Source organism: Polaribacter sp. 2405UD43-2 (assembly GCF_058147125.1).
Genome location: NZ_JBYVJX010000006.1, coordinates 154,214 through 178,372, shown reverse-complemented (window position 1 = coordinate 178,372; position 24,159 = coordinate 154,214). Strand labels below are relative to the sequence as shown.

Annotated in this window: 17 protein-coding genes; 13 read left to right on the top strand and 4 right to left on the bottom strand. The window is 30.5% G+C overall.

Annotated features, from left to right (window positions below):
* The first annotated feature begins 137 nt into the window (after window positions 1-137).
* The 8 genes from ACY2RX_RS10030 (at window position 138) to ACY2RX_RS09995 (ending at window position 11,973) form a co-directional block, all read left to right on the top strand.
* Complete coding sequence (locus ACY2RX_RS10030) at window positions 138-4,277, top strand: polysaccharide lyase family 8 super-sandwich domain-containing protein (RefSeq protein WP_490103843.1); 4,140 nt, start codon at window positions 138-140, stop codon at window positions 4,275-4,277.
* A 165-nt stretch (window positions 4,278-4,442) separates the two neighbouring features.
* Window positions 4,443-4,907 carry a MarR family winged helix-turn-helix transcriptional regulator gene (locus ACY2RX_RS10025; protein WP_490103842.1) on the top strand — a complete coding sequence of 155 codons (465 nt, stop codon included), beginning with the start codon at window positions 4,443-4,445 and terminating at the stop codon, window positions 4,905-4,907.
* A 6-nt stretch (window positions 4,908-4,913) separates the two neighbouring features.
* Complete coding sequence (locus ACY2RX_RS10020; RefSeq protein WP_490103841.1) at window positions 4,914-6,029, top strand: efflux RND transporter periplasmic adaptor subunit; 1,116 nt, start codon at window positions 4,914-4,916, stop codon at window positions 6,027-6,029.
* 3 nt (window positions 6,030-6,032) lie between these two features.
* Window positions 6,033-9,227, top strand: a complete 3,195-nt coding sequence (locus ACY2RX_RS10015) for an efflux RND transporter permease subunit (RefSeq protein ID WP_490103840.1) — start codon at window positions 6,033-6,035, stop codon at window positions 9,225-9,227.
* On the top strand, window positions 9,214-10,533 hold the full coding sequence (locus ACY2RX_RS10010) for a TolC family protein (protein WP_490103839.1): 1,320 nt from the start codon (window positions 9,214-9,216) through the stop codon (window positions 10,531-10,533). The genes ACY2RX_RS10015 and ACY2RX_RS10010 overlap by 14 nt, the downstream gene beginning before the upstream one ends.
* A gap of 64 nt (window positions 10,534-10,597) precedes the next feature.
* Window positions 10,598-10,732 (top strand): hypothetical protein, encoded by a 135-nt coding sequence (locus ACY2RX_RS10005; protein ID WP_490103838.1) that lies wholly within the window; start codon window positions 10,598-10,600, stop codon window positions 10,730-10,732.
* A 110-nt stretch (window positions 10,733-10,842) separates the two neighbouring features.
* Window positions 10,843-11,484, top strand: coding sequence for a Crp/Fnr family transcriptional regulator (locus ACY2RX_RS10000; protein WP_490103837.1), 642 nt, complete (start codon window positions 10,843-10,845; stop codon window positions 11,482-11,484).
* 15 nt (window positions 11,485-11,499) lie between these two features.
* Window positions 11,500-11,973 carry a c-type cytochrome gene (locus ACY2RX_RS09995; protein WP_490103836.1) on the top strand — a complete coding sequence of 158 codons (474 nt, stop codon included), beginning with the start codon at window positions 11,500-11,502 and terminating at the stop codon, window positions 11,971-11,973.
* Between the two features lie 83 nt (window positions 11,974-12,056).
* Here the strand turns inward: ACY2RX_RS09995 and nadB are convergent, their stop codons facing one another.
* From nadB to ACY2RX_RS09975, 4 genes are all read right to left on the bottom strand, one after another.
* Complete coding sequence (nadB, locus tag ACY2RX_RS09990) at window positions 12,057-13,640, bottom strand: L-aspartate oxidase (RefSeq protein WP_490103835.1); 1,584 nt, start codon at window positions 13,638-13,640, stop codon at window positions 12,057-12,059.
* Between the two features lie 10 nt (window positions 13,641-13,650).
* Window positions 13,651-14,646 (bottom strand): quinolinate synthase NadA, encoded by a 996-nt coding sequence (gene nadA / locus ACY2RX_RS09985; protein WP_490103834.1) that lies wholly within the window; start codon window positions 14,644-14,646, stop codon window positions 13,651-13,653.
* Between the two features lie 330 nt (window positions 14,647-14,976).
* A complete protein-coding gene (locus ACY2RX_RS09980; RefSeq protein ID WP_490103833.1) occupies window positions 14,977-17,079 on the bottom strand; it encodes a TonB-dependent receptor domain-containing protein in 2,103 nt (700 codons plus the stop codon).
* A gap of 63 nt (window positions 17,080-17,142) precedes the next feature.
* Window positions 17,143-17,517, bottom strand: a complete 375-nt coding sequence (locus tag ACY2RX_RS09975; RefSeq protein ID WP_490103832.1) for a hypothetical protein — start codon at window positions 17,515-17,517, stop codon at window positions 17,143-17,145.
* A gap of 184 nt (window positions 17,518-17,701) precedes the next feature.
* Here ACY2RX_RS09975 and ACY2RX_RS09970 point away from each other — a divergent pair, with 184 nt between their 5' ends.
* The 5 genes from ACY2RX_RS09970 (at window position 17,702) to ACY2RX_RS09950 (ending at window position 24,056) form a co-directional block, all read left to right on the top strand.
* Window positions 17,702-19,012, top strand: coding sequence for a TolC family protein (locus tag ACY2RX_RS09970; RefSeq protein ID WP_490103831.1), 1,311 nt, complete (start codon window positions 17,702-17,704; stop codon window positions 19,010-19,012).
* Window positions 19,013-19,112: 100 nt separating this feature from the next.
* Window positions 19,113-20,189: an efflux RND transporter periplasmic adaptor subunit gene (locus ACY2RX_RS09965; protein WP_490103830.1), complete on the top strand. Its 1,077-nt coding sequence runs from the start codon at window positions 19,113-19,115 to the stop codon at window positions 20,187-20,189.
* Between the two features lie 107 nt (window positions 20,190-20,296).
* Window positions 20,297-23,482, top strand: a complete 3,186-nt coding sequence (locus tag ACY2RX_RS09960; RefSeq protein WP_490103829.1) for an efflux RND transporter permease subunit — start codon at window positions 20,297-20,299, stop codon at window positions 23,480-23,482.
* Between the two features lie 39 nt (window positions 23,483-23,521).
* The gene (locus ACY2RX_RS09955; RefSeq protein ID WP_490103828.1) at window positions 23,522-23,827 is read left to right on the top strand and encodes a hypothetical protein; all 306 of its coding nucleotides are present in this window, start codon (window positions 23,522-23,524) and stop codon (window positions 23,825-23,827) included.
* Window positions 23,828-23,846: 19 nt separating this feature from the next.
* Window positions 23,847-24,056, top strand: coding sequence for a YgaP family membrane protein (locus ACY2RX_RS09950; RefSeq protein WP_490103827.1), 210 nt, complete (start codon window positions 23,847-23,849; stop codon window positions 24,054-24,056).
* The last annotated feature ends 103 nt before the right edge of the window (window positions 24,057-24,159 follow it).

Sequence of the window (24,159 nt, the reverse complement as noted above, 5' to 3'; positions counted from 1 at the left end):
AAATATTGGACAGTTACCCCCTTTAATTAGAACAGGAGACTCCTTAGTTTTATTTTGATTTATTATAACTTAGAAGCAACTTAATTATTCCCTTAACCAAATTTAAGCATAATGCTTTTATTATAATCTTAAAAAATATGAGAAAAATTTATCAAGTTTTTATTATATGTTTAGTTTCTACAGTTTCTTTTGCTCAAACTTCAACAAATGGCCCCAATTGGGCAAAAATAGGCGATGTTACTTTAAGTATAGTCACCGATGATGCCGATAATACAGATGGCGTAGGAGACGGCGCCCTTTATGTAGATGGACAATCTGCGGTAATTGGGCAAGGTGCTAGCTGCACCTTTGGAGGTAGTATGACTCTTAACGAAGTACTAAACATTAAAACTTATGTTTATAACCGTAGTTCGTCATACGTGAGCCTAAAAGTAGAGTTGGTTAACACAACGGATAATACGGTACTAGCAGCTTCGTCACCTTTTTCAATTTCTAACAGTAGTTCAGCACCTGTGCTTACTACTATTAATTATACTGCTGTGGCTTCAGATGTAGGAGACACATTTCAGGTGAGATACGTTAGAACCGATAATGGGCATACTGCGCGTAATTTTGTTATTGATAACTTATCTTTAAATAACACGTTTATTTCACTTGAGAATAACACATGCCCGTTTACGGTAACGCCAGATTTAAGTTTAATAGCATCAAATGCTACAATAGAAAATGAGATTACCACAGCAGTTGTTCGTTTTTCAGATGAATATCTTGGTACAAGTGCCCCTTCTGCAGGTGATTTATCTTCAGCCGAAGCGGTATACAATGCTTTAAATATAAGTGTTACCAATGATGTGATTTCTGGAGATGCCATTAGCACATTTAACGCGGTTTCATTTTTAAAAACCTTTGCTCAACATTTAAAGTTTAATCCTTCAGACGCAAACATCAAAGAAAAAGCGAAAAACACAGTTTGGTGGGTATCTAAAGAGTTTTGTTCAGGTAACTTAAACTTAGATTTACAAAAATACGCTTATCGTAATTTTGCAAGACCTGCTTCGTTGCTAAAAGATCATCTCCCTAAAAAAGTTAAAGATTTATTTGAATATACACTTTATAAGCACTCTGGTGATTTTGCTCACTTTTGGGTAGCTAATTACGATGCTGCTTATCAATCCGCAAACGGAACCATTGATACAGATTTAATTTATAATATTTCTGATGCGATGCTAGCCTATGCTTTGTGGTACGATACTGCCGATGAACGATATAGATATATGAGAGGTTATAAACGATTTTTAAATAGATTTTTTTCTAACACAGTAGGAACCACAGACGGAATTAAAAAAGATGGTTCAGGTTTTCATCATTGGACAGCATATAATGGTTACATGATAGCATTCAGTTCTGCAGGGAATTTGTTATCTTATTTAGATGGTACAAGTTTTCAAGTTGATCAAAGCAATTATAAAGTGTTTAGAGATGCTGTTTATTTACAACATATACAAGCAAATGATGCTAAAGTACAAGCATTAGCAACTTCAGGAAGAAATCCTCATTTTAGAAAACATCAGATTTCTAAATATAGTTTAAAAAAAATAGCTTTAGCTGGTAAAACTATTTTAGGTATTTCAACTGCAGATCCAATTCTTGCGGGTTTATACAATAGAATTTATGGTGTAGATCCAGAATTTAATTACAATTCTGTTACACCTTTAACAGATCAAGAAGGCGCTTTTCAAGTAAATCATAGTCATTTAAATGTTTTTAGAAAAGATCATTGGGTAGCAGTAAGCAAAGGTTTTTCTAACAATATGTGGGGAAGTGAAATATACACCTCTCAAAACAGGTATGGGCGTTACCAATCTTATGGAACATTAGAAATTATTTACCCCGGAACTTTAGCAGATAATGGCTACGATGTTAACACCTGGAACTGGAACTACAACCCTGGGGCGACGACTATAGTGCTGCCTTGGGATAAGCTGCATGCCGAACGCGGTAGAATTGACGAGCTTCAAGATAAACGTTTTGCTGGGGCTCTGGCTTTTAAAAATAAAAATAGTGAAACCTTAAAGGCCATACACGGCACCTCGGGTATTTTTGCGATGGATTTTAAAGAAAAAGAAGGTTTGGGTTGGGGTACCACACATAGCTCTAACAACCACAATGCGACGTTTACCTTTAAAAAGTCAACCTTTACTTTTGATGACATTATCGTTTGTTTAGCATCAGATATTAATAATAATGATGCTACCAATCCTACAGTTACCACATTATACCAAAGAAAAAATAATAACAGCAACAATGTTATTGTAAACAATGCCACTCAAAACGGTACAGCGAGTTATACAGATGCTACCGATAACTGGGTAATTAGTAAATACAATACAGGGTTTTATATTGTTTCTGGTGGCGGCGATCTTAATGTTTGGAATGGTAACCAACAGGTGCCCAGTCAAAATCAAACGGATCAAAATGTTTCAGGAAACCCAACAGGGAGTTATTCAATAGGGTATATTAACCACGGTACCAATCCTAGTAACGAGGGTTATGAGTATATGGTATTGCCAAACACAAACACATCAGCAATGTTAGCATTAGGAACAGCAATTTCTGGTGGTAACAAACCTTATACGGTACATCAAAAAAATGCCAGTGCCCATATTATAGAACATATTGCCAAAAAAACTTGGGGGTACAGTGTATTTACAGATAATGTAGCAATCTCTAACTCTGGTCTTGTCTCAAATGTAGATAAATCAGGACTCATTATGTATGAGACTAATGCAGCGGTAGACCAGTTTACTATGGCGGTATCAAATCCAGATATTGGATATACTTCGAGATCGTTCAGCCCAGGGGTTGAAAAGAAAATCCGTATAACAGTTAATGGCGATTGGTCTTTACAAAACCCAAATGCTAACATTGCTATTATTAGCAATAATGCCTCTAGCACAGTTATTGAATTTACTACTAATGATGGATTGCCAGTTGAAGAGAGTTTTACAAAAAACATTTCAATTCCTGCACCTCAAAACTTTGTAGCCAATAACACCACAGAAACCACTACGGATTTATCGTGGTCTGCAAGTGCAGGAGCAACAAATTATGATGTTTACAGAGGTTCTACGGTTATTGCAAATGTTAGCACAACATCTTATCAAGTAACAGGTTTAACGGTTGATACGGCATATGCTTTTAGCATAAAAGCCAAAGATAATTCTAACAACGTTTCTCCTGCCAGTAATGTAGTAAATATTACAACACCAGATACTACTGCACCAACAGTTCCAAGTAATTTAGGGAGTTCAAATATTACACAAACTACTGTTGATTTATCTTGGAATGCATCAACAGATAACTTAGCAGTTACAGGTTACGATGTATACCAAGGTTCTACGCTAATTACTGCTGTTACTTCAACTACTTATCAAGTTGCGGGGTTAACAGCCAATACCGCTTATGCGTTTAGTATTAAAGCTAAAGATGCGGCTAATAATGTTTCAGCTAGTAGTAATAGTATTAATGTTACTACTTTAGTTAATCAAGTAAATTATTGTGCATCTGCTAGTAATAATGCAAGTGAAGATTATATTGGCAGTGTTCAATTAAATACAATTAACAATGCCTCTAATAGTCAGGTGTATTCAGATTTCACGAGTATTTCAACAACTTTGATAAAAGGTAGTCAATATACAATTACTGTGACTCCAATATGGCCAGGTCCAAGTTACAGAGAAGCATATGCTGTTTGGATAGACTATAATTTGGACGGTGATTTTAATGACTCAGGCGAAAAAGTATGGTCCAAATTAAGAACAAGAAACACACCAGTAAACGGTAGTTTTACAGTTCTGTCAAGTGCAACTAATGGTGCTACAAGAATGCGTGTATCTATGAAATATAATGCTAACCCATCGCCTTGTGAGACGTTTACTTACGGTGAAGTTGAAGATTATACTGTAAATATTCAAAATTCTGGGTCTAAATCTCCTAGTAAAGAAAATAACATAGCAGTTCTAAATAATCATAATAATATAGAAGACAATAGCTTTTTGCTACATCCAAATCCTGTTAAAGGTAGCTATCTTTATGTTAATTTTTACGAGTCTAGAAATGTAATTTCTTATGAAGTAAATAATCTATTAGGTCAAACAGTTTTAAAAGGTACTCTTAATAGAGACACTATTGATGTAGGTAGATTACAAGCTGGAACTTATTTAATTCGTTTTAAAGATGGAGAGAATGTCATTACTAAGAAGTTTTTTAAACAATAAGTTTTGTAACAAGAATTTAAAGACCTAATTCTATCCCCCTCAATTAAATCTTAGTTAGTTGTAAGATAACTAACTAAGATTTTTATCATTTTAAGTCATTTTTTTTAGAAAACTTCAATTAGTTGCATGTGCAACTAATTGAAGTTTTTAATATATATTTGCTTTGTGAAAAGTAAAGAAACATACATAGATTTTGAAAACTCAATAGGTCCTTGGTTAGGCAAAACAGTAAAAGTTTTAGATTTTTTTTTGCAAGAATCATTAAAAGAAAACCAATTAGATTTAACCAAAGAGCAAATGATTGTCTTAAAAAAATTGCATGATAAGGATGGATTAAATCAGAATGAATTAGCTTTTTTAACTTTAAGAAATAAATCTTCTTTAACACGGTTACTCTCTAAAATGGAAAGAAAAAATTACATCCAAAGAAAACAGAGTATAAAAGATAAACGTGTAAATAATGTGTATTTAACTTCTTTTGGAAAAGCTACCTTTCTGAAAGCCAATCCTGTAATTAAAAAAATGATAACAGATATCGAACAAAGTATTTCTAAAGAAGAAAAAGAACAAATTATAAATACATTAAAAAAAATACAATCAAACTTTAATACTAAAATTGAATCATTTTAAACAATTATGAGAAATACAATACTCGCTATTCTTGGTGTTTTAACTATTGTTGGAGCCATCTTTTTAGGAAAATATTTAATTGAAAAAAATCAAAAACCGAGACCAAAATTTAAAAAACAAATAAAAACAGTATTTGTAGAAAATATTGAAAACAAAGAAATTCCTATTATTTTATCTGCAAGCGGTAACTTAATGGCTAAAAACAAAATTGCAATTTTTTCTGAAGTTCAAGGAGTTTTAAAACCGTCTAGAAAATTATTTAAAGCAGGAACAAATTATACGAAAGGAGAAACTTTATTAAGTATTAATAGCGATGAGTTTACTGCGAGTTTACAATCTCAAAAAAGTAATTTATACAACCTAATTACTGCAATTTTACCAGATTTACGTTTAGATTATCCAACAGAATTTAAAAAATGGGAAAGCTATTTAAAAGCGTTTGAGATAAATAAGCCGACTCCAAAATTGCCTAAATTTTCTTCAGATAAAGAAAAATATTTTATAAGCGGTAGAGGTATTTTAACAGTCTATTACAATGTTAAGAATTTAGAAGTTCGTTTTTCAAAACATCAAATTAGAGCGCCATTTTCAGGTATTTTAACAGAAGCGTTAGTAAGCCCAGGAACCTTAGTTAGAGCAGGGCAAAAATTGGGCGAATTTATTGATCCAAGAGTTTATGAAATGGAAGTTTCTATAAATTCAGAATTTGCAGATTTATTAAAAGTGGGTAATTCTGTATCGCTTTCTAATTCAGAAAAAACAAAAAGTTATAAAGGTAAAGTTGTTCGTGTAAATGGTAAGGTAGATCAAATTTCTCAAACCATAAAAGCGTATATAGATGTACAACATCCAGATTTAAAAGAAGGAATGTTTTTAGAAGCGAATTTAATAGCAAAATCAGAAACAGAAGCTATTGAAATTTCTAGAAAATTATTGGTAGCTAATAAAGCTGTTTACACGGTTAAAAATGATAGTGTTTTAAGTTTGGTAAAGGTAAATCCGGTTTATTTTGGTTCAGAAACAGTGGTTATTAAAGGTTTAAACAATAACGACAAAATTTTAACACAACTTCTTCCTGGTGCTTTTGATGGAATGATTGTAAAAATCAATAAACAGCAATAGGCTATGAAAAAAATCATTTCTTATTTTATAAAATATCATGTAGCTGTAAATGTTATCATTTTTGCTTTTTTAGCCTTTGGTTTAGTTGGAGCTTTAAGTATGAAATCGTCCTTTTTTCCTTTGGTAGATTCACAATTAATTAGAATTAATTTAGTATATCCTGGAGCTTCGCCAACAGAAATGGAAGAAGGTGTTGTACTAAAAATAGAAGATAATTTAAAAGGAATTGTGGGTGTAGAAAGAGTTACATCTATTTCTAGAGAAAATGCTGCAAGTGTAAATGTAGAGATAGAAAAAGGAAAAAATATTGATGTTGTTTTATCGGATGTAAAAAATGCGGTAGATAGAGTTCCGTCTTTTCCTTCTGGTATGGAACCTCCTGTAATTGCAAAAGTAGAAAGTATTAGACCCACTATTAGTTTTACGGTTAGTGGAGAAAATGTATCGCTTACATCTTTAAAACAATATGCCAGAAAAGTAGAAAATGATATAAGAGGTATAGAAGGTATTTCGCAAGTGGCACTCTCTGGTTTTCCTGATGAAGAAATTGAAATTGCAGTTAGAGAAAACGAGCTAAGAGCTTATAATTTGTCTTTTGCAGAAATTGCAACTGCCATTAGAAACTCTAATTTATTAATTACAGGAGGTAATATAAAAACGCCTCAAGAAGATTATTTAATTAGAGCTAACAATCGTTCATATTACGGTGTAGAACTGCAAAATTTAATTGTTAGAACACAACCCAATGGAACCATTATTCGATTAAAAGATGTTGCTGTTGTAAAAGATATTTGGTCAGAAAACCCAGATAGATTGTACTACAATGGTAATTTAGCCATTAATATTACTGTAAGCAACACCAATAGTGAAGACTTAATTTCATCCGCAGATAAAATTAAAGAGTACATTCATCAATTTAATCAAGAACAACAAAATGTACAATTAAATGTTTCTAGTGATTCTTCAATCACTTTAGAAGGAAGAACAAAATTATTGATAGAAAATGGGATGGTTGGTATTTTATTAGTGTTGTTTTTTTTAGCATTATTTTTAAACCTACGTTTGGCAATTTGGGTTGCTTTTGGGTTGCCAATTGCATTTTTTGGGATGTTTATTTTTGCAGCTCAGTTTAGTGTTACCATTAATGTTTTATCGCTCTTTGGGATGATTATTGTTATTGGTATTTTGGTAGATGATGGAATTGTGATAGGAGAAAATATTTATCATCATTATTACGATTTAGGAAAATCGAAAATCCAAGCTGCTATTGATGGAACAATGGAAGTAATTCCACCAATTGTATCAGCAATTTTAACAACGATTATTGCTTTTTCAACCTTCTTTTTTGTGGATGGTAGAATAGGAAGTTTCTTTGGCGAAGTTTCTACAATTGTACTATTAACACTAAGTGTTTCTTTAATAGAAGCTTTAATCATTTTACCTGCTCATATTGCCCATTCTAAAGCTTTAGATAGAAAAAGATTAGAAAATGGTAAAGAGAAAAATGCAGTAGATGCTTTTTTTAATAAAGTAAACAAAATTGCAGATGTTGCACTCTCAAAATTAAGAGATAATTATTATGTTCCGTTTTTAAAATTTTCTTTAAAAAATAAAATATTTGCATTTTCAATTCCTATTGCCGTTTTAATTTTTAGCAAATTAGCAATAGATGCGGGTATTGTTAAAACTTCATTTTTTCCAAGAATTGCCAGCGATAGAATTCAGATTACGTTAAATATGCCACAAGGTACAAACGAGAAAATTACAGATTCTATCATTTCTTTTATCGAAGAAAAAGTTTGGTTAACAAATACAGAATTTACAAAAAAACAATCTGGTAATGAGCAAGTTGTGCAAAATGTAATTAAAAGAATTGGTCCTGGAAGTGCAAACGCTACATTAACGGTAAATTTATTACCTGGTGAATCTAGAGATTTTTCATCACCTCAAATAACAAACTCTATTAGAGAAAAAGTAGGAAAAGTATATGGAGTTGAGAGTTTAATTTTTGGTTCTGGTGGTAATTTTGGCGGAAGACCTGTTGCTGTTTCTCTTTTAGGAAATAATATAAAAGAGTTAAAAGCAGCCAAACAAGAGTTAAAACAAGCGTTAGAAAACAATCAGCTTTTAAAAGATGTTACAGACAATGATCCTGCTGGAATTAAAGAAATAAAAATCACTTTAAAAGACAATGCTTATTTATTAGGATTGAATTTGCAAACTATTATGGCGCAAATTAGATATGGTTTTTTCGGATTTCAAGCTCAACGTTTTCAACGTGGACAAGATGAAATAAAAGTTTGGGTACGTTATAGTAAAAAAGACAGATCTTCTATAAAGAATTTAGATGATATGCGCATTGTAGCTCCAAACGGAACCAGAATACCGTTTTCTGAAATTGCAAATTATACCATAGAAAGAGGAGATATTGCCATAAATCACCTAAAAGGGAAAAGAGAAATACAAATTTCATCAGATTTAAAAGATGTAGAAACTAGTGCTACAGTTATTTTAGAGGATATTAAAACGAGAATAATGCCAGAGATCTTGTCAAAATATCCAACAGTATCTCCATTATATGAAGGGCAAAACAGACAGGCTAAAAAAACCACAGATTCTTTAGGTGTTGTTGGACCAATTATTTTACTGCTTATTTATATTGTTATTGCGTTTACATTTAGGTCTTATAGCCAACCAATATTGTTAATTGTTATGATTCCTTTTAGTATGATTGGTGTTATTTGGGGACATTATTTCCATAATTTTCCAATCGGTATTTTATCCTTTTTAGGAATCATTGCTTTAATAGGAATTATGGTAAATGACGGGTTGGTTTTAATCGGTAAATTTAATAAATATTTAAAAGAAGGAATGAAATATGATGCTGCTTTAGTTAGAGCTGGTCAATCTCGTTTTAGAGCAATTTTCTTAACGTCTTTAACAACAATTGCGGGTTTAGCACCATTATTATTGGAAAAAAGTAGACAAGCCCAATTTTTAATTCCAATGGCAATTTCTATTGCTTATGGTATTGCAATTGCAACCGTTTTAACTTTAATTATGTTGCCACTTTTGTTGTCGGTTTCTAATGCTATAAAAGTGAATATTAAATGGTTAAAAACCAATAGAGAAGTTACAAAAGAAGAAGTAGAAAGAGCAATTATAGAATCTAAATTTGATAAAAATGAAGATCATTAAAAACAGCATATTAGTCGTCGTTTTTTTATTGACTTTACAAGGAATTTCACAAGAAATTTTAACCAAAAAAGAAGCGTTAAAAATTACTTTAGAAAACAATTTTGGCATTAAAATAGCGAATAACAATTTACAAGTTGCTAAAAACAATAGCAGTATTTATAATACGCGTTTTTTGCCAGTTGCATCCATTTCTTCAGGTGCAAATTACAGAAGAGATAATCAAACAATTAATCGTCAAGACGGAACATCTACAAGTATTAACGGAGCAGTCACAAAATCGTACAATGCAGCATTAAATGTAAATTATACCATTTTTGATGGATTGGGAAGAAAATACAATTATCAACAATTAAAAGAAACCTATAATTTAACAGCGTTGCAAGCAAAACAAACCATAGAAAACACGTATTTACAATTGTTTACAAACTATTTTCAAATTGCGAGATTAACTGCAAATAAAGCAAACTTAAACGAAGCTTTATCCATTTCAAAACAAAGATTAAAGCGTGCAAAATATCAATATGAATATGGGCAATCTACCAAATTAGAATTGTTAAATGCAGAAGTAGATGTAAATAATGATAGTATTACTTTAATAAATGCAAACCAACAATTAAGCAATGCAAAACGTGGTTTAAATGTAATTTTAGGCATACAAAAAAATGTAAATTATGTTGTAGAAACCAATGTAGATTTTATTAAAATGATGAATTTTAAAGATTTACAACAGAAGACTTTAGCAAATAATTTACTTTTAAAACAAAATGAAAAAAATATTGCCATTAGCGAGTTTAATATTAAAATTAGCAAAGCAAATTATTTACCCTCTTTAGGATTAAATACTTCTTACGGTTGGAATAAAAGCGAAAACCCTGCAACTTCTTTTTTAGCAGGTGCAACTTCAAATGGATTGAATGCAGGTGTAAGTTTATCTTGGAATTTATTTGATGGAGGTAACACAAAAATAAGAGTTGCAAACGCAAAAATTGCCTTAGAAAATCAGCAAATATTGTTAGAGCAACAAAAAGTAACCATTCAAAATAATTTAAAAAATATTTGGGAGAATTATCAAAACCAGTTATTTATTATAAAAGCACAAGAGAAAAACATAGTAACTGCTCAAAATAATTTTGATAGAAGCACAGAGCGTTTTAAATTAGGTCAAATTACATCTATTCAATTTAGACAAGCGCAAATAAATTTAATCAATTCTAAAACAGCATATAACAATGCAAAGTTTGACGCAAAGTTGATAGAATTGCAATTATTACAATTAAGTGGAGACATATTAAATGTAAATTTTTAAAAAACTGACATTTATCATTCTTTAAAATTTAAGTAATTTTTACTTTTATATAAAATAGTAAGAGATGAGTTTTTTAACCTTACCCCAGGTTTCTTGGACAAACGGTACCATTATGATTGGTGTTTTTGCCTTGGTTGTTGTAGGCTTAGTTGTTGCTATATTTCTCTTAATGAATAGCGATAAGAAACCGAAGAGTTAGTAGTAGTTAGTCAATAAAAATCCGAGTTTTTACTCGGATTTTTCATTTTAAACTAACTAAATTTAATTTCTTAATTACTAAATTTATACAATCATAGAAAATATACTTAAATGTCAAAAACCGAAAATAATTTAACAACCAACTTTGGGTATTTATTTGAAGACGAATTAATAGAAGAAATTCAAAAAATTGGTACTTCGAAAAAAGTTCTAAAAAACGAAGTAATTATAGAGATAGGAGACTATATTAAGTTTATACCTCTGCTATTAAATGGTGCTATAAAGATTTTAAGAGAAGATAAAAACGGAGAAGAATTGGTTTTGTATTATTTAGAAAAAGGAGATACCTGTGCTATGACTTTGTCTTGTTGCTTAGGGCAAACTAAAAGTAAAATTAGAGCAATAGCAGAAACAGATACAGAATTGCTACTGATACCAAAAGAAAAAATGGGAGAATGGTTAGGAATCTATAAAACTTGGCAAGCATTTATTTTACAAAGTTATCATAATAGAATGGATGAACTTTTAGAAGCTGTAGATACCATTGCATTTTTAAAAATGGATGAACGCCTTTTTAAATACTTAAAAGACAAAGCTATGGTAACTCATAATGATGTTATAAATACAACGCATCAGCAAATTTCTGAAGATTTGCACACCTCAAGAGTAGTAGTTTCTAGGCTCTTAAAAAAGTTAGAAAATGAAGGTAAAATTGGCCTTTATAGAAACAGTATTAAGGTGATAGATTTGTAACATTTGTTACAACAAATGGACGTTTCATTTTTTATTCTTTCAGCACTTATCGGTTTCTTTAGTTGTCAAAATAAAAAACAACCTTCTTACAGTTCAAAAGAAGTAGTTTCTGAAGCTCAAAATCATCCTGGAAAAAAATTGATGGAAAATAAATGCTATGTCTGTCATAATCCTACAACAAGTCATAATGAAAGAATAGCGCCGCCAATGATTGCTATCAAAAAACATTATTTAAGAGCCAATATTACCAAAGAAGAATTTAATAACTCTATGCAAAATTGGATAAAAAATCCAACTCAAGAAAATGCAAAAATGTTTGGCGCAGTAAAACGTTTTGGATTAATGCCAAAGCAGCATTTTGCTGAAAAAACCATAAAGCAAATTTCAGAATATATGTTTGATAATGATATTGAAAAACCAGAATGGTTTGAAGAACATTACAATAAAGAAAAAGGAAAAGGAATGCAAAAAAATCGTCAAAAAAAATAAATTAGTTTCTATTATTAATAGTTTTAGTTAATTATTATAATAGCGTTGGTTGGAAAGCATCAGATTAATTTCTGGTGCTTTTTTTATGTACAATCTAAACTGTAAAATCCACCACAATTTGTTCTTCTTTTTTTAGAGAATTGCGTAATTAAATAGGCAGTAGTAATTAAGTTTCTAAGTTCACATAAATCTACAGAAAGTTCAGAATGGTCGTACAAACGCTTGTTGTCTTCATACAAAACACGTAAGCGTTTTTCGGCACGTTTTAAACGCTCATTAGAACGAACAATGCCAACATAATTGGTCATAATTGTTTTTACTTCATTTCTGTCATGCGTTATTAAAATTTTCTCCATATTTTTAATCACTCCGCTATCATTCCAAGCAGGAACATTGTCTGGCATTTTTGCTTTTTCATATTTTTTAGAAACATTTAAAAAAGCTTTATGCGCATACACTAAACCTTCTAGTAAAGAATTAGAAGCTAGTCTGTTACCTCCATGTAATCCTGTTTTAGTAACTTCGCCACAGGCGTATAATTTTTTAATTGATGTTTTAGCTTTCTTGTTTACGTTTACACCTCCGCAGATATAATGAGATGCAGGAACCACAGGAATAAAATCTTTGCTAACATCAATATTAAGAGAAGCGCATTTTTCTGTGATATTAGGAAAATGGTCTTTAAATTTTTTTATATCTAGATTTGTACAATCGAGATAAACGTGTGGTTTACCGCTTTTTTTAAGTTCGTTATCTATGGCTCTTGCAACAATATCTCTTGATGCTAATTCTTCTCTTTCATCATATTTATGCATAAAAGCATTTCCGTAAAAATCTCTTAATTTTGCACCAAAACCTCTTACAGCTTCTGATATTAAAAAAGCAGGATATTCTCCTGGATTATACAACGCAGTTGGATGAAACTGAATAAATTCCATTTCCGAGATTTCTGCTTTTGCTCTGTAGGCAATTCCTATTCCATCTCCTGTAGCAACAATAGGGTTTGTGGTTGTTTCATAAACCTGCCCATTTCCACCAGAAGCTAAAATTGTAAATTTGCTAGCAAAAGTTTTAACCACCTCTTTTTTTTCGTCTAAAACATACGCGCCAAAACAAGAGATTTTAGAATTTCTTTTTGTTCTTTTTTTCTTTACTTGATGTTCTGTAATTAAGTCAATTGCATAATGATGTGTAAGAAAATCGATATTAGAAAGTGCATTTACTTGCGCCAATAAAGCACGTTCTATTTCTGCTCCAGTAATATCTGTATGATGTAGAATTCTGTTTTGAGAATGCCCACCTTCTCGTCCTAAATCGTATTCTCCTTTTTTATTTTTATCAAATTTTGTACCCCATTTAATTAATTCTTGTAATCTGTCTGGAGCATCTTTAACAACCATTTTTACAACTTCTTCATCGCACAAACCATCACCAGCAATTAAAGTATCTTGTATGTGTTGCTCAAAACTATCAACAGTTTTGTTATAAACAGTGGCAATTCCACCTTGTGCATATTTTGTGTTAGATTCGCTTTGTTCATTTTTAGTAACAATGGTAATTTTTGCTTTTGGGAATTTTGTTGCTGTTTTTAAGGCAAAAGTTAAACCCGCAATTCCGGAACCAATTACTAAAAAATCAGTAGAAATTATTTTATTGTTGCTGTTCATAAATAATTTTTTATTTAGAAAGTTCTAACATTCTTTCAATAGGAATTATGGCTTTTTTGGCTAATTCTTGTTCAACTTCTATGCTTGGTAATTCATATTTTAAACACAAATACAACTTTTTCATTGTATTCATTTTCATATAAGCACATTCGCTACAAGCACAAGTATTATCTTCTTTTGCTGGCGCAGCAATAATAGTTTTATCTGGGTTTTCTTGCATCATTTGAAACAAAATACCTGCTTCTGTAGCCACAATAAATTTTTGTTTTTTACTGGTTTTTACGTGATTTAACAAGCCTGATGTTGAACCAATATATTTAGCAACTTTTAGCATATGAGCTTCCGATTCTGGATGTGCAATTAATTCTGCATCTGGATGTTCTTGATGTAGTTTAATCAATTTTTCCATAGAAAAAGCTTCATGAACAATGCAAGCTCCATCCCAAAGTAACATATCTCTACCCGTTTCTTTGTTTAAATAATCGCCTAAATTTCTATCAGGAGCAAAAATTAAAGGTTGGTCTTCAGGAAATGAATCAATAATTTTTCTTGCGTTTGATGATGTACAAACAATATCACTCAATGCTTTAATATCTGCAGAACAGTTAATATATGTAACTACTTTATGATTTGGATGTTTCTTTTTAAATGCTGCGAATTTTTCTGGCGGACAAGAATCTGCCAAAGAACAACCTGCTAATAAATCTGGTAGCAAAACTTTTTTAGTAGGATTTAAAATTTTAGCAGTTTCTGCCATAAAATGAACACCAGCAAAAACAATCATATCTGCTTCTGTTTTAGCGGCTCTTTGTGCCAATGCTAAACTATCGCCCACAAAATCTGCAATTTCTTGAATTTCATCTATTTGATAGTAATGTGCTAAAAGAACAGCATTCTTCTCTTTTTTTAATTTTAAAATTTCGTCTACATAATTAACGTTGGGAGTTTCTATGTCTAAAAATCCTTTTTCATTAATATTTTTCTTTGCTACAGCTAAAGTTTCCATAAAAAATGTTTTAATTTGAACTATACTGCAAATATAAACGCTATTTTGTTGGTAGGGAAATGATTATTGTCATTCTATTGAATTATAAATTATTCGCATAAAAAAGGGAAACTAGTAGGTTTACTTTTTAATGCTAAATTAAATGATGACCATCTTCCATTTGGTGGAAATAAAGAAGAATTTCTTTCTTATTTTGAAGAAAATTTTTCAATAGAAATTATGGAAAAGTGTTACAATTCTTTTCATAATAGAGATGAAATGGAATTGTTTGTTAAGTTTCTAAAAAAATAAAAAAAGAGTGTATTAGAAGTCTAACACGCTCTTTTTTTATTAAAACTTATACTGTAAAAAAGCAGAAAAATTACGTCCTGGTTCTGTTACAGGTGTTCTTCCAAAATTTGCTTGATTTGTAAATGAAAAGTTTAAATGACTGTTATAACCTTTGTCAAAAACATTTAAAACAGCAAAACCTAATGTTACATTTTTAAGAGGTTTACCTCCAAAACGTACATCTAAAGTTTCATAGCCTTTTGTAGTAGTTTCACCAAAACTTGCAGAAATATTATCTTGTTTAGAAACCATATTAAACTGTGCATTTGCCCACAAACTTTCCTTTTCATAACCTAAAGTAAATTTGGTAGTAAATGGAGGTGTTAATGGTAAAGATTCGTCTAAATCTTTGTTTTTAGTGTACACGTAATAAAATTCTGATTTAAAGTTATAAAAATCTAAAAAGTTTAAAACGGCTTTAGCTTCAAAACCTGTTTTATAAGAGTTATCTAAATTTCTAAAAACTTTTGGATTTACAGGTTGTTTTGTTGGCATAAACTTTCTAGTTTTTGTTGGGTCTACAATGGCAATAATGAAGTTTTCGAAAAAAGAATAATAGACAGAAGTTTCAAATTTGAAACTGTCAAATCCATTTTCTAATTCTTCTATTCCTTTTAGACCAATTTCAAACTGATTGTTAACTTCGGCTTTTAAATCAGGATTTCCAATATATTCATAAGGATCTTGCCCAACCGTAAAGTGATTTATAAAACGTTCTAACATATTAGCAGTTCTAACTCCACGTCCATATGCAGCTTCTAAAGTATAATTGTTAGACAATATTTTCTTTAAAGATATTGTTCCGCTTAAAGTATGTTCTGTACGTTTTTTTAAACTATATAATGCTGCAAAATCTGCTTCTGGGTCTTGAATATCTGATGTTACATTGTCATAACGAACTCCTGCTGTTAGTATAGATTTATCACTTAAACTATATTTTAATTCCGTAAATAAACCAATGTCTGTTATGTAAGAATCTTGCCAAACTTTATCATTAAAAGTCATTGGCATTGGCAATACATTTCCATTCATTTTCTTAACGATTCTTGTTCTTCCTCCATCTCTTGCAAGATTCATTAAATCGATTCCAGAGTAAATATCAGCTTTTTTTGTTGGTTTCCAGTTTAACTCAATTTTCCCACCTATTGTTGTTGCTTCAACTGCAGACGCAGCTTCCATCATCATAAAAGAAGGTCTGTTGTTATTGGTCATTAAATGATCTACATAACTATGGTATCCTTTTACTGTAACCGATTTTACAACATCACCTATTTTATCAATCTTATAATCAACAGAAAGAATGCTACTGTTATCATAATCTGTATCCATAGGTAAAGCTGCGTGTAAAACATCTCTACCAAAAGATTGTCTCCAATCTATTTTTAAACGTTGGTTTTTAGTGAAATTGTAACCAAACTTAATTCCATAATCAGAACTTTTAAAAGAGGAAGGAATTTCTGTTTTAAAACCATCTTTATAGTTCCCAAAGTTTCTGTAACCACCATTGGCAACAATGTCAAATTTTTTGTTGATGTATTGCATTTCAACTAAATTTACCATCGAATTTCCATTGCTTTCAAAACCACTAGAAACTTTACCGTGAAAACCATAATCTTCATAGTTTGGTTTTTTAGTAACTAGGTTTATAATTCCTCCAAAAATGGCTCCATATCTAACAGTATATGGTCCTTTTATAATTTCTATTCTTGAAACTTCTTCAGGAATAATATGTGTTGTAATTGGATCCATTCTGTTAGGACAAGCGTGCATTGCTTTTGTACCACCATCATATTGAATGTTTAATTGTTCGTATTGAAAAGCTCTAAATGATGGATCTATTGCATAGTTTCCTCTTTTTATGACAGAGAAACCATTGATGTTGTTAAATAAATCAGCAACATTTTTAGGCTGCACAACTTTTTTAGCATATTTATTGGCAATTGAACTTAAAACAGGATCTTTTTTTAGTTTTCCTGTGATAAAAACTTCATCCAATTTTATTGTTTTTTCTTTAAGGGTATCTTTTTTTGTCTTTGGCAATACTTGACTATAAGATACAGCAGATATTAGCGTGCAAAAAAGCACACTATAAAATATTTTCATTTTTAATTGTTTTAATTTTAAGTATTTAGTGTTTTATAGAAGTTCTATAAATTGATAAAACAATTATGCATTTGGCGGATGAAAACAGTTTTCTAATAATTTAAAGTTATAGAGATTGTTGTAATAAAAATTAGATTTTGATTGATGAATAATATCATCAACTTGATGAGAAGAAATCTTCTGATTATATAATAATATATCTTTAAAATCAATCAAATTAATTGGTTGATTACTTTCCTCATTCGTAGTTTTGGAAATCTTTTTTAAATGACACTTACCATTACAAGCCAATTCTGGTTTGTCTTTGTTTTCACACAGAGCTTCAATAAAACCAATAGTATCTACATTATAATAGATATAGGTAATAGAAACCCTTAAACTATTATATAGTATAAGTACACTTAAAAATAAGGTTAATATAAAGGTTCCTTTTTTCAACTACAAATAAATTAAGACTATTTTATCTTTTATTGCCGTTAGAGAACAAAGATAATATATCATTTCTGTTATTAATGTGACTTTTGTCACTTAAAAATAGTTTTTTCGATATTTTATTAGAGTAACAAATGTTACTTATAGAGCTGTTTATTCATTCTAGTTTTGTGTCATCAAAATGAAATAAATGAAAAATACTTTTAAATATCTAATTATTACTATTTTACTGTTTACTTCAATTATAGATGCGCAGGAAATTGTAACAATTACAAAATCAGAATTGTTATTAAAAGTTTCAGAAAACAATATTTCTATTAAAATTTCTGAACAAGAATTTAACAAAGCAAAAGCAGATTATAAGCAAACAAATGCTGTTTTTTTACCAAATATTACAGCAAGTCATACAGGAATCTCAACAACAAATCCTTTAATGGCTTTTGGTTCTAAATTGAATCAAGGAATTTTAACGCAAGCAGATTTTAATCCAGTTTTGTTAAACAATCCAACTAGAACTCAAAATTTTGCAACCAAGGTTGAAATTCAACAACCATTAATCAATTTAGATGGTTTTTATCAAAGAAAAGCAGCCAAATCTAAAATGGATGCAATGTCTTTACAAACAAAACGCACTCAAGATTATTTAATTTTTGAAGTTGAAAAAGCATATATGCAATTACAGTTAGCTTACAAAGGAGTTCAAGTTTTAGAAAAAGCATTAGAAGCTGCAAATGCAAATAAAAATATGGCAAACAATAGTTTTAAACAAGGCATTTTACAAAGAGCTGATGTTTTGAATGTTGAAGTGCGAGTTACAGAAATTAAAAATCAGTTGCAAACAGCAAAAAGTAATGTTCAAAACGCATCCAATTATTTATCATTTTTAATGAATGATGAAAGCTATACATTATACAAACCAGCAGAAAACTTAACAGTTACTAATTTACAAATTGATGATAAAACGATTTCTGAAAATAGATCTGATATTAAAGCATTGCAATTAGTTTCTAAAGGATATGAAGTGATGAATAAAGCTGATAAAATGTCTTTTTTACCTCGTTTAAATGCTTTTGGAAGTTATGAAATGTATGACAATAAATTTTTACAAGGTAATGCTAATGGATATTTAATTGGAGCACAATTAAGTTGGGATATTTTTAAAGGTTCACAGCGTTTTGGAAAAGTACAAAAAAGTAAAGCTGAGTTAGAGAAATCCAAATTAGAATACAAGCAATATGTATCTAAAAGTAAGTTAGAATTAAATAAAGTAAAGCGTCAATTGGTTGATGCAAAAAGCAAATTAGAATTAACAGATTTGTCGGTTCAACAATCTAAAGAATCTTTAAGAATCCGAAAAAATAGATTTCAAGAAGGTTTAGAAAAAATGTCTGATTTGCTAATGGCAGAAACTCAATTTCTACAAAAACAACTTGCATATTATCAAACTATTTTCGAATACAATTTTACAAATGCCTATTTAGAATTTTTAACTAAAGAATGAAAATAGTTGGTAGTAAGTAGTCGCAGTTTTTAGTAAAATAATTTTAAAAAAAATGTCTGATCAAGCGCAGTCGAGATCAAAATTATAAACAAATCATAAAATGAAAAAAATATACACAATTCTATTATTATCTGTAGCATTCACATTTGCAAATTGTGGTAAAGAAGAGAAAAAAGTAGTTGCAGACAATTCTCCTGTGATTAAAGTTGAAGTAAGTAAAGTTACAGAAAACCATAACAGTCAGTTTTTGTCTGTAAGCGGAAAAATTCAAGCCTCAAAAAGTGCAGATTTAAGTACAAGAATAATGGGTTTTGTAAAGAAAGTCCACGTAAATGTTGGCGATAAAGTTCGTAAAGGTCAATTGTTGATTTCTATTAATAATACAGATTTACAAGCAAAAAAAGCGCAAGTAAATGCAGGAATTACAAGAGCAAAAACCGCTTTTAATAATGCTGAAAAAAATTACAAGCGTTTTAAGAATTTGTTTGCAAGTAATAGCATTACACAAAAAGAAATGGACGATATGACTGCTAATTATGAAATGGCTAAAGCTGGATTGGAATCTGCAAACCAAATGAAAAATGAGATTAATGCTCAATTTACATATAGCAATATAACAGCTCCTTTTAGTGGAATAATTACTGCTAAAAATATTGAAAATGGAAATATGGCAAACCCAGGAATGCCGCTAATTAGTTTAGAAACTCCAAATGAATTTGATGTTGTTGCTATGGTGCCAGAATCTGAAATTTCACATATTAAAAAAGGAACAACTGTTACAGTAATAGTAAAATCTTTAAATAAAACTGTTAAAGGAAAAGTTACTGAAGTAAGTACTTCTGCAAAAAATACTGGTGGTCAATATTTGGTGAAAATCAATTTAGAAAAAACAGCTGTAAATATTTTATCTGGAATGTTTTCTACGGTTCAGTTTCCTGTTGAAAGAAAAGCAGTTTCAAAAATGGTTTTAATTCCGAAAAAAGCGATTGTGAAAAATGGACAATTATCAGGAGTTTATACAGTAAGTCAAAGTAATACAGCGTTGTTACGTTGGTTACGTTTAGGAAGAACTTATGGCAATAAAGTTGAGGTTTTATCGGGTTTATCTGCATCAGAATCTTACATCCTTTCTGCTGATGGCAAGTTATATAATGGTGTAAAAATTTCAATTAAATAACTAAAAAGTCGCGTTAAGGATAGAAGTGGAAATCCTTTTTTTGATGCCATTTATGGCAAAAAAAGATTGAAACGAATAGCCTGTTAAAACGCCCAAAATATAAAAATATGAAAGAAGGTTTAGCTGGAAAAACTGCAAAAGTCTTTATCGGTTCTAAATTAACTGTGTTGCTAATGATCGTTTTTATGGTGATTGGTGTGTATAGTTCGTTTTTAATTCCGAGAGAAGAAGAGCCACAAATTGATGTGCCAATGGCAGATATCTTTGTGGGTTACCCAGGTGCAAGTCCTACAGAAGTGGAGTCTAGAGTTGTAAAACCTTTAGAGAAATTAATTTCGAATATTAAAGGTGTAGAGTATGTGTATTCTACTTCTATGAACGAAAAAGCAATGGTTATTGTGCAGTTTTATGTGGGCGAAGATATTGAGCGTTCGTTTGTAAAATTGTACAATGAAATTAATAAACATATGGATCAAATGCCAAAAGGAGTCACCTTTCCTTTGGTAAAAACACGTGCGATTGATGATGTGCCAATGTTGGGATTAACCTTGTGGAGTGAAAATTATGACGATTTTCAGTTGAGCCAAATGGCACAAGAATTAGAATCTGAAATTAAGAAAGTAAATGATGTTTCTATCACACATAAAATTGGAGGTAGAAACAGACAACTACGTGTTGTTTTAGATAAAGATAAATTGGCAGCTAGTGGTTTAGATTTCTTATCGGTTTCAAAAATGATAAAAGCCAATAATACTCAATTGAGTTCTGGTAGTTTTGATAAAAATGATACTGAATTTTTAGTAAATACGGGCAAGTTTTTGTCTTCTGTTACTGATGTGGAAAATTTGGTAGTTGGTGTGCAACAGAATCAACCAATTTATTTAAAACAGATTGCAAAAATTATTGACGGACCAGAAGTTCCACAGAATTATGTGAGTTTAGGTTTTGGAAAAGGAAGTGTAAAATCATCTGATTATAAATCAGAATATCCTGCAGTAACTATTTCTGTAGCAAAAAGAAAAGGTGCAGATGCAATGAAGATTGCAGAAGTAATTATTGATAAAGTAGACCATTTAAGCACAACTTTAATTCCTGATGATGTACACGTAGAAATTACTAGAAATTATGGAGAAACAGCCTCTCATAAAGTGTCAGAATTATTGTTACACCTAATTGGTTCTATCATTGCAGTTACTTTAGTAGTAATGTTGGCAATGGGTTGGAGAGGTGGATTGGTTGTATTTTTGTCAGTTCCAATTACGTTTGCTCTAACATTGTTAAGCTATTATATGTTAGATTATACCTTGAATAGAATCACACTCTTTGCGTTGGTTTTTGTAACAGGTATTGTGGTTGATGATTCCATAATTATTGCAGAAAATATGCACAGGCATTTTAAGATGAAACGACTGCCATTTAAACAAGCTGCTTTATATGCAATTAACGAAGTAGGTAACCCAACAATTTTAGCAACATTTACAGTAATTGCTTCTGTTTTACCAATGGCATTTGTATCTGGTTTAATGGGGCCTTATATGGCGCCAATGCCAATTGGAGCTTCAATCGCAATGATTTTATCATTATTTGTTGCCTTAACAATTACTCCTTATTTAGGATACATTTTCTTAAGAGAAAAAGACAAAAAAGGAACAGTTGAAAAACAAGAAAAGCCTTTAGAAGAAACGTTTATTTATAAAATTTATAACAAGCTAGAAAGACCATTATTAGAAAACAAAGCAAAAAGATGGTTGTTTTTAGGCGGAACATTTTTAGTGTTGATGAGCACAATGGTCTTATTTTTTACGAATTCTGTCGCTGTAAAAATGTTGCCTTTTGATAATAAAAACGAATTTCAGGTTGTTATTGATATGCCAGAAGGAACCACATTAGAACGTACAGCTGTTGTTACACAAGAAATTGCACAGTATCTATCTACAAGACCAGAAGTAGTAAATTATCAAAATTATGTTGGTACTTCTGCTCCTATAACTTTTAATGGTTTGGTGCGTCATTACGATTTACGTGGAGGAAGCAATATGGCAGATATTCAGGTGAATCTGGTTGATAAAAGTGAACGTAAAATTCAGAGTCACGGAATTGCAAAATTACTACGCCCAGAGATTCAGAAAATAGCAGCAAAATACAATGCCAATGTAAAGTTGGTTGAAGTTCCTCCTGGGCCTCCAGTATTATCAACCATTGTAGCAGAGGTTTATGGACCCGATTATAAAATGCAAATTGATATTGCAAATCAGGTGCAAACCATCTTAAAAAATACTGATGATGTTGTTGATATTGATTGGATGGTAGAAGACAATCAAACTAAATATCAATTTGAAATAAATAAAGAAAAAGCAATGTTGTACGGTGTTGCGCCACAGCAAATTGCTTATACAATGAATATGGCTTTGTCTAACACTGCAATTACAAATTTGTATGATGAAGATGCTGTAAATCAGGTTGGTTTGGTGTTGAGTTTAGATGAAAAAGAAAAATCTACCATTTCTCAACTAAAAGTAAAATCGAAACAAGGAAGAATGATTCCGATTGCGGATTTAGTAGAAATTAAAGAAACGATTTCTGATAAAAGTATTTTTCGTAAAAACCAAAAACGAGTTGTTTATGTGATGGCAGATATGGCAGGAGAATTAGAAAGTCCTGCTTATGTAATTTTAGGAATGGAGAAAAAATTAAAAGAAATAAAACTTCCTGAAGGTTATAAGCTAAACGAGATGTATTTAGGTCAGCCAGATTTTGAAGATAATTATACTGTAAAATGGGATGGAGAATGGCAAATTACGCTAGAAGTTTTTAGAGATTTAGGAATCGCTTTTTTAGGTGCCATTATCTTGATTTATATTTTAATTGTTGGGTGGTTTCAAAACTTTAAAGCACCTGTGGTAATGATGGTTGCCATTCCGTTATCATTAATAGGAATTGTTATAGGACACTGGATTATGGGTGCATTTTTTACAGCAACTTCATTTATTGGAATGATTGCTTTGGCTGGAATTATGGTGAGAAATTCAGTTCTATTGATAGATTTTATCAACTTAAGATTAGCAGAAGGAGTTCCTTTAAAACAAGCAGCAATAGAAGCAGGAGCAGTAAGAACAACGCCAATTTTATTAACTGCAGGAACTGTTGTAATTGGAGCATTTGTAATCTTATTCGATCCAATTTTTCAAGGATTGGCAATTTCATTAATGGGTGGAACCATTGTTTCAACTGTTTTAACATTATTGGTTGTGCCATTAGTTTATTATATGATTGAAAAGAAGAATTATAAATAGTTCTCGACTGCGCTCGAACGGACATTAAAATAAAAAATTATGAAATTAGTATTAGTAACAGCAGTAGAAGAATTTCAAAATGATGTTTTAAAAATCTTCAAAAAAGCAAATATTGAAAACTTTAGCAGTTCAGATATTGATGGATATAAAAATTCGCCTCAATTATTAATGGCTTCAAACTGGTTTTCAGCAGGAAAAGGAGAGACAGAGTCTATGATGTTTTTCTCCTTCACCAATAAAGAAAAAATTGATGATTTGTTCAATTTAATAAAAGAATTCAATAATAATTTAGAAACAAATAATCCTTTAAAAGCGATTGTTGTTCCTGTAGAAAGATTTATATAAACTAAAAAAATTAATAAAAATGTTAAATAAGTATTTTAGAGTAATTGTAGGGATAATGATTTTGTTAAGTGTTGTTTTAGTGTATTATGTGAGTCAAAATTGGATGTGGTTTACGGTGTTTATTGGCGTTAATTTAATTCAATCTGCATTTTCAAAATGGTGTTTACTAGAAACGATTCTTGTAAAATTAGGTGTGAAAAAAGAAGGTGGATTTTGTTCTTCTTGTTAAAATAGTAAGATTTTTTATTATCTTTATTTATTCTAAATAAAGACTTATATTTGCAGAATAATTATTAATAATGATTGTTTTTTATACAGTAAATAAGCCTGTT

Bases quoted from the DNA above. Each gene is read 5' to 3' on its own strand.
- ACY2RX_RS09960 (WP_490103829.1), top strand. From the start codon at position 20,297: ATGAAAGAAGGTTTAGCTGGAAAAACTGCAAAAGTCTTTATCGGTTCT.
- ACY2RX_RS09995 (WP_490103836.1), top strand. From the start codon at position 11,500: ATGGACGTTTCATTTTTTATTCTTTCAGCACTTATCGGTTTCTTTAGT.
- ACY2RX_RS10000 (WP_490103837.1), top strand. From the start codon at position 10,843: ATGTCAAAAACCGAAAATAATTTAACAACCAACTTTGGGTATTTATTT.
- ACY2RX_RS10015 (WP_490103840.1), top strand. From the start codon at position 6,033: ATGAAAAAAATCATTTCTTATTTTATAAAATATCATGTAGCTGTAAAT.
- ACY2RX_RS10010 (WP_490103839.1), top strand. From the start codon at position 9,214: ATGAAGATCATTAAAAACAGCATATTAGTCGTCGTTTTTTTATTGACT.
- nadB (WP_490103835.1), bottom strand. From the start codon at position 13,640: ATGAACAGCAACAATAAAATAATTTCTACTGATTTTTTAGTAATTGGT.
- ACY2RX_RS10030 (WP_490103843.1), top strand. From the start codon at position 138: ATGAGAAAAATTTATCAAGTTTTTATTATATGTTTAGTTTCTACAGTT.
- ACY2RX_RS10005 (WP_490103838.1), top strand. From the start codon at position 10,598: ATGAGTTTTTTAACCTTACCCCAGGTTTCTTGGACAAACGGTACCATT.
- ACY2RX_RS09980 (WP_490103833.1), bottom strand. From the start codon at position 17,079: ATGAAAATATTTTATAGTGTGCTTTTTTGCACGCTAATATCTGCTGTA.
- nadA (WP_490103834.1), bottom strand. From the start codon at position 14,646: ATGGAAACTTTAGCTGTAGCAAAGAAAAATATTAATGAAAAAGGATTT.
- ACY2RX_RS10020 (WP_490103841.1), top strand. From the start codon at position 4,914: ATGAGAAATACAATACTCGCTATTCTTGGTGTTTTAACTATTGTTGGA.
- ACY2RX_RS09965 (WP_490103830.1), top strand. From the start codon at position 19,113: ATGAAAAAAATATACACAATTCTATTATTATCTGTAGCATTCACATTT.
- ACY2RX_RS09970 (WP_490103831.1), top strand. From the start codon at position 17,702: ATGAAAAATACTTTTAAATATCTAATTATTACTATTTTACTGTTTACT.
- ACY2RX_RS09955 (WP_490103828.1), top strand. From the start codon at position 23,522: ATGAAATTAGTATTAGTAACAGCAGTAGAAGAATTTCAAAATGATGTT.
- ACY2RX_RS09950 (WP_490103827.1), top strand. From the start codon at position 23,847: ATGTTAAATAAGTATTTTAGAGTAATTGTAGGGATAATGATTTTGTTA.